The following is an 11,386-nucleotide window of genomic DNA, read 5'->3' as shown; positions in this document are numbered from 1 at the left end:
GCGGCCCAGCCACTCTCGCGCCAGAAGGTCCTGGAAAACCTTGGGGTGTTTTTCGCCCAGTTGCCCAAGTCGCTGGAGCCGTTCATCGAAGAATTGCTGGTGTACTACCTGCTGAGCAATGGCGAGCATGCCCTGCCCATGGAGGCCCTGCAGAAGCAGGTCGACAAGGTTCGCAGTTGGCGCCTCAAGGATTTCCTGATCAAGATCGGTCGCGAATGCACGCTGTTCAGCGTGCAGCGCGGTGCGTTCGGCTTGCGGGCGATCCGTCGCGAGGAAGAAGCTGCGATGCTGCCTGTGTTGGCTCAGGCCGACGCCTTGCTGGATCAGGGGCATCTGTACAAGACCGGTGGCGCGGCGAGCGTCGGCAAGGTCGAGGTGGATGGTCGTACGCTGGTGATCAAGCGCTACAACATCAAGGGGTTCGCCCACTGGCTCAAGCGCTTCTGGCGCCCGAGCCGTGCCTGGCACTCCTGGCGCGAAGGCAATCGCCTGGCATTTCTCGGCATCGCCACGCCCAAGCCGCTGGCGGTGCTGGAGAAACGTTTTCTCTGGCTGCGCAACCGTGCCTATCTGATCACCGAGCATCTGCCGGGGCCGGACATCATTGAGCGTTTCGCGCCGTACATCGATAGCGGCGATGCGCCTGAAGCCGAGTTGCTGGCGCTGGATCACCTGTTCGCCGAATTGATTCGCGAGCGCATCAGCCACGGCGACTTCAAGGGCCACAACCTGTTCTGGCAGCAGGACCGCTGGGCGTTGATCGATCTGGATTCGATGTGTCAGCACGGCTCGCTCGCCAGCTTCGCGCCGGCGTATGCGCGGGATCGGGCGCGTTTCATGCGTAACTGGCCCGAGAACAGTGCTCTGTATCAGGTCATCGATCAGCGTCTACCCAAGGACATTTCTGGCGCGGCCTGAGTCCCTTCGAAAGATTGGAGGACAAGTTCCTGCGAACGGTCCTACATGATTTTGAGAAGCCATGAACTGTGGCCTGAATGACCGCGATGCTAGTTTGCCTGACGCTAACGGAGGGCAAACTTTGACGATCAAAACGCTAGTCGTATCAGGTTTCATCTCACTGGCTTTGACAGGGTGCGGGACCGTCGCAACGGTCTTTCAGGACGATGCCGACGCGGCCCAGGAGCTTCGACGGCAAAAAACCTATTGCCAGTCCATTCCTCGGGTCTACAGCGGCCTGGCCTACGATTTTTGCATGTTGAATGCGCCCCCCGAGCCAGCGGGTATGTTCGTTTCGCTCGTTTTGATGGACCTGCTGCTGTCTGGGGCGCTGGATACCGTTGCCTTGCCGTATACGATTTTCCGGCAGGGCATGGATGGCAACATCCGTATTTACTGGCGGCCTGTGCCCGGATAACCACCGACAAGGTTAACACCGCTGTCGCTTGCAGCTTGCCGCTAGAGGCTTGAAGCTGCTTTTAAGCTATAATCCCGCCCTTTAGCTGTCTCTCGCCCGTTGCGAGGGCACATTAATTTTTGAGGCGCATTGCGCCTGCACGCAGACTAAAGAGGCTAGACCCCTGTGGCATTGACGATTCTTGGCCTGTCCGGCGCCCTTAGCCATGATCCTTCCGCAGCCTTGTACATCGACGGCAAGCTGGTCGCGGCAGCGGAAGAAGAGCGCTTCGTACGCGATAAACATGCAAAGAACCGCATGCCCTACGAATCGGCGAAATTCTGCCTGGAGCAGGCCGGCATCAAGCCTTCCGACGTTGACGTGGTTGCGATTCCGTTCGCACCGATCAGCCTGTTCGGCAAGGCGCGCTGGCAGTACGCCAAGCGTTACTGGTACGCCCCGGACCGTGCACTTGATGCGATCCTGATGGGCAACCGTCGCTACAAGCGCTATCGCAACAAGATCGTCTGGTGCCTGGAGCAACTGGGTTTTGATCCGAAGAAGATCAAGATCGAGCCTGTTGAGCACCACCTGGCCCACGCCTCCAGCGCTTACCACTGCTCCGGTTTCAAAGAGAAAACCGCGATCCTCGGGATCGACGGCAAGGGCGAGTACGCCACGACCTTCTTCGGTTACGGCGAAAACGGCAAGATCCACAAGATCAAGGAGTTCTTCGATCCGGATTCCCTCGGCGGACTGTACGGCGCGATCACCGAGTTCCTCGGTTTCGACATGCTCGACGGAGAGTTCAAGGTCATGGGCATGGCGCCGTACGGCGACGCCAGCAAATACGATTTCTCGCGCCTGGCTTCGTTCGAAAACGGCGAGCTGGTAATCAACACCGACTACGCCAACGTCATCGGCCTGCGTCGTTACAAAGAGAAGGGCAAGGGTTACTACTTCTCGCCGAAGCTGATCGAGTGGCTGGGTCCCAAGCGCGAAGGCGACATCGCCGACGAGCCGTACATTCACTACGCCGCCAGCATTCAAGCGCTGTTCGAAAAAATTGCATTGCAGATGATCGACCACTACCTGGGCGACGTGCTCAAGGAAACCGGCAAGTTGGCCTACGCCGGTGGCTGTGCGTTGAACGTCAAGCTCAACCAGAAAATCATCGCTCGCGACGACGTCAAGGAGCTGTTCGTGCAGCCGGCGTCCGGCGACGCCGGTACTGCAGTCGGCGCTGCCGCCTATGTGTCCCACGCCCGTGGCGTACCGGTCGAGAAGATGGAACACGTCTACCTCGGCCCGTCGTACAGCAACGAAGACGTGATCGCTGCCTGTGCCCGTCACGAGAACAAGCCAACCTGGCGCAAGCTCGACAACATGCCGGAGCAGATCGCCAAGATCATGGTCGACGGCAACCCGGTGGCCTGGTTCCAGGGCCGCATGGAGTTCGGTCCGCGTGCACTGGGCGGTCGTTCGATCATTGGTTGCCCGAGCGTGGCCGGCGTAGCCGATCGCATCAACCACCAGATCAAGTTCCGCGAGCGCTGGAGGCCTTTCTGCCCGTCGATGCTCGACACCGTGGCGCCACAGATGATCAAGATCGATCACCCGGCACCGTTCATGACCTTCACCTTCGAAGTGGCGGAAGAGTGGAAAACCCGCGTACCGGAAGTCGTCCATGAAGACGGTACTTCCCGGGCCCAGGTGCTCAAGCGCGAATACAACCCGCGCTACTACGACATGATGAAGGCGCTGGAAGTCCTGACCGGCAACGGCGTGTCGCTGAACACCTCGCTCAACCGTCGTGGCGAACCGATGATCTGCTCGCCGACGGACGCCTTGAACATGTTCTTCGGTTCGGATCTACAGTATCTGATCATGGAAGACATCCTGGTGGTCAAAGAGGGCGCGAACGCATATGACACGCTCGGCTGAACGCCATGTGCTGCAGTTCTGTCACGGCTATGACGGGCCGTTCCTGGACTGCGCCCGGCAGTACGCCAGCCTGTTCGCGGGCACCGGCTATCGGGTGACCACGGTCTTCCTGACCGGGGTCGCCGACGCCGAGGTGGCCGCGGGTTGCGCCTCGGATGAAGTGTTGTTCATGGAGTACAGCTCCAAGGCCATTCGTGGCCTGAAGCTGGGCGCCATCGGCGATCTGCGCAAGATCGCCGCTTCGCGCAATTTCAGTTTCTGCATCGCCCATCGCTTCAAGCCGATCTACATCGCCTTGCTCGGCACCTCGTTGCCGGTGATTGGCGTGCACCATGCGTTTGACGATTACAAACGCGGCACACGCAAGCTCTTCGCGCATGTTTTCCGCAAGCGCCTGAGCCTGCTCGGGGTGTCCGATGCGGTGCGCGATGACATGCGCCAATGCTTGCCGAAGTGGCCAGCGGCAAGGATCCAGACACTGTACAACCGGATCGATGTGCCGGCTTTGCAGGCTAGCCAGGTGTCGGTCCGTGAGGCGCGGGAGACCCTCGGCCTGTCCGCGGATGCCTGGATTGTCGGCAACGTCGGCCGCCTGCATCCGGACAAGGACCAGGCCACGTTGCTGGACGGTTTTGCCGCGGCGCTGCCCGGTTTGCCGGCCAACAGCCAGCTGGTGATTCTCGGCAGCGGTCGTCTGGAGCAGGATCTCAAGGCCCAGGCTCGCGAGCTGGGCATTGGCAACCGGGTGCTGTTCCTCGGTCAGGTCCCCGAGGCCCGGCGGTATTTCAGCGCTTTCGATGTGTTTGCCCTGAGTTCCGATCATGAACCATTCGGCATGGTGCTGCTCGAAGCCATGGCGGCAGGCGTACCGTTGCTCGCAACGGCCTGTGGCGGAGCGAAGGAAGTGGTCGAAGGCGTGGGCATCCTGTTCCCCCTGGGCGATGCCGAGCACTTGGCTCAAGGCCTGCAGCATCTGGCCGCAATGGACGAGCAACAACGTCGCCAGTGCGCCGAGCTGATGCTCGAGCGCCTGCGTGAACGCTTCTCCGACCGCGCGGTGCGCGATGCTTTCTGGCACTTGCCGCACGTTACCGAACTGGCACAGAGGGGCTGATGCTCAACCGATTTCAAGGCTGGCGCGAACGCGGCTGGTCGCTATCCGATGCCTCGACCTATGCCGATACCTGGCAGCGTTATGGTGGCAGCGTCGCCACTCACCCGCTGGTGGTCGAGCGCCTGGCGCAGCTTGCCGGCATCCCCGTGCGATACCTGGCCTGGGAGCAAGGCGGCGAAATCAAGGCCGCGATTCCGACCTGGGGTCGCGACCTCGCCTTGTCCAAGGATGTGCTCAAGCGTAACGGCAAGAAGGGCCTGTTCGACCTTGGCAATGCCGAGATCATCCTGCCGGCTGCCGCCGATGCCCAGGCACCTTTGCGTCATCGTGGGCGCTACTTGTCGGCGCTCAACGAAAACCGTTTCACCGGCATCAAGTTGCAGGCCGAACAACTGGCCATGGCCCGCACGCCCGAAGAGTTGTCGAAAAAGTTTCGCTACAACCAGCGCCGCGAACTCCGGTTGCTGGAAGAGGCAGGTGGCGTCGTACGACCGGTTACCGAGTTTTCCAGCCAGGAACTGGGAACGATCTATTGCGATTTGTTCCTGCGCCGCTGGGGTTTCCCGGCGACCGGTGCCGAGCGCATGGCCGAGGTCATCGAGTTGTTGCGCGAGTTTCTGATCGGTTCGGTGATTTTCCTCAATGATGCCGCCATTGCCATTCAACTGGTGTATCGCGTCGAGACGCCGCAATGGATCAGCGTCGAATACATCAATGGCGGTGTCGATCCCGAAACCCGCGAGTTCAGCCCCGGTAGCGTACTGAGTTTTCTCAACACCCAAAGCGCCTGGGAGCATGCCAGGGCACTGGACAAGCCCCTGCGCTTTTCCTTTGGCCGTGCCGACCGGGAATATAAGGATCGCTGGTGCAACCCTGTGCCGGTCTACACCGTATGAGTCAAACCATGAGTCGCAAACAGCAATTGCTCAAGCGCCATCGGCGCAACAAACGCATCGGTCTGCTGGTCGTGCTGGGGCTGTTGGTTGTATGTGGTGCAGTGGTGGCCTGGTGGCTGCCGCTGGTACTCGCGGCTCTTGGGTGGATTGCCCATGAGGCCTGGTTTGCCGACCACCTGTTCTATTCGCCCCAAGACGATTATCAATACAGTTTCCCTCCCTACACGCCGCAACCCAAGGTTCACCTGAGTGGTGATCGCCTGCGGCTGGACGATGGTGTCATGCTGGTCGATGACGCGACGCTGGTGTTGGCGTTACGAATCAAAAGCACGTGGTTGGGACGATTCATTGATCCTGTCGTCGAGATGTCCGGCGGTGATAGCCCGGACCGACAAACCTTCGAGCGTGGCGTGAACGGCCTGCGTTACCTCAACCTCAGCGGTCAGGCTCAGGTGTTGTCACGCGGGGAGTTGCGACTGCGTGGGCGTTTCTGCAGGCTGTTGGGCGAACCTGTGCTGTGGGCATTCGAGCATCCGGATTACAGCCGTCAGCGGGTAATGGTGATTGCACCGCATGCCGATGACGCGGAACTGGCTGCCTTCGGGTTGTACAGCCGCGCCAGTCAAAGCTGGATCGTGACCGTCACCGCCGGTGAAATCGAAGCCGAGCACTATCAGCAGATGGGGCTTGAAGGCGTCGAAGCGTCGCGGTTGAAGGGTTCGCTTCGCGCCTGGGACAGTGTCAGCGTGCCGTTGTGGGGTGGCGTCCCTCAGGAGCGTTGTATCCAGTTGGGTTATTTCTGTCTGCAGTTGCCCGCGATGCAGAGTGCGCCGGGCCAAGCCGTGGCGTCCCGCGAGGCTCAGCTTGGCGATACCCGGTACTTTCGCAGGTTCAATCCGTTTGCCTTGGGCAGTGACGTCGACGGTGTGCCGTCCTGGAACAATTTGCTGGCCGATTTGCATGAGCTGATCGAGCGCATCCAGCCCCAGGTCATCGTTTTGCCACATCCACACTTCGATCCGCACCCGGACCATCTATGCTCCCAGCAGGCGGTCATGCAGGCGCTGGGCGGTACAGCCTGGCAGCCCGAAACCCTGTTGCATTACGCCAATCATTTGCACGACAACGATCGCTGGCCGATGGGCGATGCAGGCACGGGAGTGGCGCTGCCACCGCTGTTCGATGCTGTCGAGCCCTTGCGGCCGTGGACACCTTGCCTGTCACCTGATCGGCAGTGGCACAAGGCTATGTCTTTGGGCATGATGCACGACCTTCAGCCCCGGCTTCCCTTCAAGCGGCTACTTCGCCGGGGAATTCAACGTTGTTTCGCAGCCCGACGCTGGCCAGCTTTTGGGGAAAACGAGTTTTTCCGTAAAGCGGTGCGACGCCACGAGTTGTTCTGGGTCCAAGAGTTGACTGGCAAGAGAGAGTCCAATTGAAAGTTCTGTTTCTGGTGCAGAAAGAGCAACGAGCGATCCTCGATCGACTGTATGACGGTATTGCCGAGCAGTGCGACTGCGACAAGCGTGAGCTGACCAGTGCCGAGCAGGACGACTTGCGTGGTTATTTCCGCAAGCATGTCGATGTGACCCTCTATGACCGGATCGTGTTTTTCCTGCGCTTCAAAAAAGAAATCAGACAGGTGCGGTTCATACAGACGCTGCCCAATCTGGTTATTCTGGAGCACGATGCCTATCAGAATTACATCCCGTGCAAATACACCGGAAAATTCAGTGCGCATTACCGTAAATTGCCGTGGGCGCGGGTGATCAGCTCGGGTTTCATGGTCAGCCAGCGTTTGCGTGACGAAGGCTTTGACGCGCATTTCGTGCCCAAAGGCTACGACCATGCACTGCTGCAAAACCGTCAGCGTGAACGGGATATCGAACTGGGTTTCGTCGGCAGCCTCAACAGCGTTGCCTATGCCGGGCGCAAGGAGATGCTCGAGTCCGTTGCCGAAGTCGAAAACCTGTTGATCACGCGTACCAAATCGGGCGAGGAATACTGTGAAACGCTGAGTCGGATCCGTTATTTCGTCAGTGCCGATGTCGGCATGGGCGAGTACATGATCAAGAATTTCGAGGCCATGGCCTGCGGCTGTGTGCTGTTTGCCTACGATCAGGGGGAAGAAGAGAATCGCGCCTTGGGCTTCGTCGACATGCACAACATTGTGCTTTATCGAACCCGCGACGAACTTCGGGAAAAACTGGCCGTGCTACGTGAATCTGCGCAGTTGAGCGAGGCCATTTCACTGGCCGGGCAAGCGCTGGTAGAGCAGCGATATACCTTCCGTGCGGTGGGCCATGCAATTGTCGAGGCAATGCGCGCACCACTGCGCGAACGGGTTCCACTGAGCTGGAAAGAAAAATTACGCGTGTCGCTAGGGCTGTGAGGTCGGGCGATTCAACAATCAAGGGTGCGGTGTAAACACATGCTGTTTAGCGAGACTAGCGACATTTCGGTTGTCATCACCAGTTGCGGTCGCTTCGATTTGTTGAAGCGAACCTTGGAAACCTTTGACCGGTTCAACACGGCTCCCATCCGTAAAGTGTTCATTACCGAAGACTCTGGCGACCGTGCCGTAGAGGCTTGTATTCCGGAACACTGGAGGGCGCATACCCAGTTTTTCATCAACAATCCGCGTCTGGGTCAGTTAAAGTCCATCGATGCTGCCTATGCTCAGGTGCAGACGTCGTGGATTTTCCACTGCGAGGATGACTGGGACTTCTATCGCGAAGGGTTCATCGAAGAGTCCCAGTGCCTGCTGGAGGAAGATCCACAGGCGCTTCAGGTGTGGCTGCGCAGCTTCAATCACGACCTGATGGTCCACAGTCCTTATGTGTTCCTCAACGAGCGCAAGGTCAGCCACGGCATTCCATTTTATGTGCTGGGCTCGCAGAAGGCCGACTGGCAGGGCTTTTCCTTCAATCCTGGCCTGCGGCGCCGTGCGGACTACCTGGCCCATGCCCCGTACTCGGGATTCTCCGGAGAAAAAGACCTGTCGCGCCTGTATGCCGCGCAGAACCGCTATGCGTTGATTCTGGAAAACGATGCGGTTCTGCACACGGGCTTCGGTGAACACGTAGTGGTTCCGCAGGAGCGCGTGAATAAATTGCGACGTAAACGTCTCGATCGACTCAAACTGATCGTGGCCCTTGTTTTCGGTCTTGTAGCAGGTTGGGTACTCCATGGGATCTAGCGGCGTGAAGCCAGGAAAGATCACCGTCACGTCGTATTTCGGAGCAGTGCTCTGCCTGTTCTTGTTGAGCTTTGTGGTGGGCTGGTCTTCGAAGTGGACCAACAATCTGTTCTACGGCCTGATGGTGGTACCGGGTCTGGTGTTCCTGATCAAGGAGCGAGGTGCAGGCTTGTTCAGGCAGCCGCTGGCGCTGGGCTGGATGGTGTTCATCCTTTGGTTTCTGGTGCCGGCAGCCATTGCCGGGCAGATGCAGTTTTTCAAGCACGTGTTCTACGTGATGATGTTCGTCATGGTCGTGGGGGCCTTCAGCGATCCACGGTTTTTCCGCAGCCCGGGGTTTGTGCGTGCGCAGTTCTGGATCCTGGCGTTGTATATCTTCTGTTGTGCCCTCTACAGCTGGGCCACCAATGAATATGCAATCGGCAGCCGGGTGGCGCTGTTGCCGGCACGCTTGCAGAACGTCATCTACGCCAGTATCTGGCTGCTGTGCGCGCTGGCGCTGGCTTTGCCATGCTGGTTCAGGGAGCATCGCTGGATCGAAAGTGCACTGGCCATCGTCTTTTCGTTGTTTGCGGTGACCTTTGTGCTGCAAACCCGTACTGCGTTTGTCGGGGTCGCGTTCCTGCTGGGCATATGGTTGCTTTACGGCCTCTACTATAAGCCGCGGCTGGTCGGCAGCATGGTAGCGATCAGCCTGGTGGTTATCGGTGTGCTGTTCCTGATCGTGCACGACGAAGCCTGGTATCGGTCGCTCTGGACCCGCGGCGATTCGTATCGCATCGAGCTCTTTCACATCATGGTCGGCGAGTGGCGGAACTGTGGCTGGCTGCTGGGCTGTGGCGTTAATTTCCACACCGATCAGTTGCTCGATGGCTGGATGCCGATCCAACACCCGCACAACATCTTTGTGGCGCTGGGGTTGTACAGCGGCGCGGTGGCACTGTTTTTGTTCATCGGGCTGATGGCGGCCACGCTTTGGCAAGCCTGGCGTCTGCGCGATGCCTGGGGCATGTACCTGGCATGTGCGCTGGTCATGCTGAACTTCGATGGCAGCTTGTTGATTGGCAACCCTGACGAGTTGTGGCCGCTGGTGCTGCTGCCTGGGGCGATGATCCTCGGGCGAGTGCTCAAGTCGCAGCGTATCGCACTGGCATGAAACCTGACCTTCGCCTCCTCCCTGGGGGCGAAGGTCAGGTCATTTTTGCAGGGCGCTGTTCAGTTCTTCCCGGGAACAGATGCTTTGGGTCTGGCCATAGTGTTGCATGAAGACTTCTCCACGCCTGTCGAGCAACCATTGCCGATCCTGCGGGTAGCGCACCATATGCTTGAAATTGCGCAGCCGCAGCGTCTTGCGTAGTGGGCGCCGATAAACCCGCAGGTCGGCAATGTCGATCAGGCCCAGCTGATGTTCAGGCGTGAGCACTATGTTGCCTAGGTGCGCCGAGCGGAAATAGATCCCGCGTTCATGCAAGGTGGCTATGAAAACCCCGAGCTGACCCCGCAGCGGATCGGCATCGCCCTGGGTATCCAGTAACTGGCGCAAGGTTTGCCCCGGCAGCGGGTCGTAATGCACCGCATCACGGGCGATACTCGGGATGCGATAGACTTGGCGGATCGAAGGGCAGGGAATCTGCCGTTCACGCAACGCATCGCAATTGTCAGCGAACCGTTTGGCGTACGGATACCAGGCGGCTGACGTCAGCAGGCGCTTGCGACGAAACAGTTTGAGGATCGAGCCATCCGTCAGCCGCAAGACCTTGTCCCCCGAACCATCCGCTTCAAGGACTTGTGCTCCCTCGCGCAGGGCAAGGTATCGGGTGTGATCAAGCGCTTGCATCAATTCTCCGGGGTTCGACGCCATGAGGGGCATGGATAGCCGGCCATGTTACCGCAGCTCAGCGACTAAAATGGCCTGTGTTACACTCGCGGGCTCTTTTCTCATACAACGGGTTCTCATGACTAGCCCTGATTCGCCTGCGCCGTCGAGCTTGAAGATTTACCTGCGCCTGCTGTCGTATGTGCGCCCGTACTGGGGCATGTTTGCCGTCAGTATCGTTGGCTTTGTGATTTTTGCCTCGACGCAGCCGATGCTGGCCGGCATCCTCAAATACTTCGTCGATGGCCTGAGCAACCCTGAAGCGGTGCTCTTCCCCAATGTTCCCTATCTGAAAGACTTGCAGTTGCTGATGGCCGTGCCGTTGCTGATCATACTGATCGCCGCGTGGCAGGGCCTCGGTTCGTTTCTTGGCAACTACTATCTGGCGAAAGTCTCGTTGGGGCTGGTCCATGACTTGCGCGTCGAGTTGTTCAACAAGTTGCTGGTGCTGCCCAACCGCTATTTCGATACCCATAACTCCGGGCACCTGATTTCGCGCATCACCTTCAACGTGACCATGGTCACCGGCGCTGCCACGGACGCCATTAAAGTGGTCATTCGTGAAGGCCTGACCGTGGTGTTTCTGTTTGCCTACCTGCTGTGGATGAACTGGAAGCTCACCCTGGTAATGCTTGCCATCCTGCCTCTGATTGCGGTCATGGTGAGTAGCACCAGCAAAAAATTCCGCAAGCAGAGCAAGAAGATACAGGTGGCCATGGGCGATGTGACCCATGTAGCGTCCGAGACCATCCAGGGTTATCGCGTAGTGCGCAGCTTCGGTGGCGAGAGCTACGAAAAGCGACGTTTTGCCGCTGCCAGCCAGGGCAATACCGACAAGCAACTGCGCATGACCAAGACCGGCGCGGTCTATACGCCGATGTTGCAGCTGGTGATCTACACCGCCATGGCCGTGCTGATGTTCCTGGTGCTGTTCCTGCGCGGTGATGCAACCGCCGGTGACCTGGTGGCCTATATCACTGCGGCGGGTCTGCTGCCCAAGCCG

At 59.0% G+C, this 11,386-nt stretch carries 11 protein-coding genes; 10 read left to right on the top strand and 1 reads right to left on the bottom strand.

Annotated features, from left to right (window positions below; translation table 11 throughout):
- From PMI35_RS27180 to PMI35_RS27220, 9 genes are all read left to right on the top strand, one after another.
- A partial coding sequence (locus tag PMI35_RS27180; RefSeq protein ID WP_008055720.1) for a lipopolysaccharide kinase InaA family protein occupies positions 1-918 on the top strand: 918 nt, incomplete at its 5' end.
- Between the two features lie 121 nt (positions 919-1,039).
- Positions 1,040-1,375 (top strand): YceK/YidQ family lipoprotein, encoded by a 336-nt coding sequence (locus tag PMI35_RS27185; protein WP_081504780.1) that lies wholly within the window; start codon positions 1,040-1,042, stop codon positions 1,373-1,375.
- Positions 1,376-1,540: 165 nt separating this feature from the next.
- Positions 1,541-3,298, top strand: a complete 1,758-nt coding sequence (locus tag PMI35_RS27190) for a carbamoyltransferase family protein (protein WP_008055718.1) — start codon at positions 1,541-1,543, stop codon at positions 3,296-3,298.
- Complete coding sequence (locus PMI35_RS27195) at positions 3,282-4,412, top strand: glycosyltransferase (RefSeq protein WP_008055717.1); 1,131 nt, start codon at positions 3,282-3,284, stop codon at positions 4,410-4,412. The genes PMI35_RS27190 and PMI35_RS27195 overlap by 17 nt, the downstream gene beginning before the upstream one ends.
- Positions 4,412-5,308, top strand: coding sequence for an antimicrobial resistance protein Mig-14 (locus PMI35_RS27200; protein WP_008055715.1), 897 nt, complete (start codon positions 4,412-4,414; stop codon positions 5,306-5,308). The genes PMI35_RS27195 and PMI35_RS27200 overlap by 1 nt, the downstream gene beginning before the upstream one ends.
- A gap of 8 nt (positions 5,309-5,316) precedes the next feature.
- Positions 5,317-6,747, top strand: a complete 1,431-nt coding sequence (locus PMI35_RS27205) for a PIG-L deacetylase family protein (RefSeq protein WP_008055714.1) — start codon at positions 5,317-5,319, stop codon at positions 6,745-6,747.
- Complete coding sequence (locus PMI35_RS27210) at positions 6,744-7,700, top strand: glycosyltransferase family protein (protein ID WP_008055713.1); 957 nt, start codon at positions 6,744-6,746, stop codon at positions 7,698-7,700. The genes PMI35_RS27205 and PMI35_RS27210 overlap by 4 nt, the downstream gene beginning before the upstream one ends.
- 39 nt (positions 7,701-7,739) lie before the next feature.
- Positions 7,740-8,507 (top strand): glycosyltransferase family A protein, encoded by a 768-nt coding sequence (locus PMI35_RS27215; protein WP_008055712.1) that lies wholly within the window; start codon positions 7,740-7,742, stop codon positions 8,505-8,507.
- Positions 8,497-9,663, top strand: a complete 1,167-nt coding sequence (locus tag PMI35_RS27220) for a hypothetical protein (protein ID WP_008055711.1) — start codon at positions 8,497-8,499, stop codon at positions 9,661-9,663. The genes PMI35_RS27215 and PMI35_RS27220 overlap by 11 nt, the downstream gene beginning before the upstream one ends.
- Before the next feature lie 39 nt (positions 9,664-9,702).
- On the opposite strand, the gene PMI35_RS27225 is transcribed toward PMI35_RS27220, so the two are convergent.
- Positions 9,703-10,344: a hypothetical protein gene (locus PMI35_RS27225; RefSeq protein ID WP_008055710.1), complete on the bottom strand. Its 642-nt coding sequence runs from the start codon at positions 10,342-10,344 to the stop codon at positions 9,703-9,705.
- A 118-nt stretch (positions 10,345-10,462) separates the two neighbouring features.
- Between PMI35_RS27225 and PMI35_RS27230 the strand changes: the two genes are divergently transcribed.
- The coding region (locus PMI35_RS27230; RefSeq protein ID WP_008055709.1) for an ABC transporter permease at positions 10,463-11,386 on the top strand (924 nt) is incomplete at its 3' end.

The organism is Pseudomonas sp. GM78 (genome assembly GCF_000282475.1).
Taxonomy (GTDB): Bacteria; Pseudomonadota; Gammaproteobacteria; order Pseudomonadales; family Pseudomonadaceae; genus Aquipseudomonas.
The sequence above is the reverse complement of the archived record's forward strand: the minus strand, read 5'-3'. Positions and strand labels throughout refer to the sequence as shown.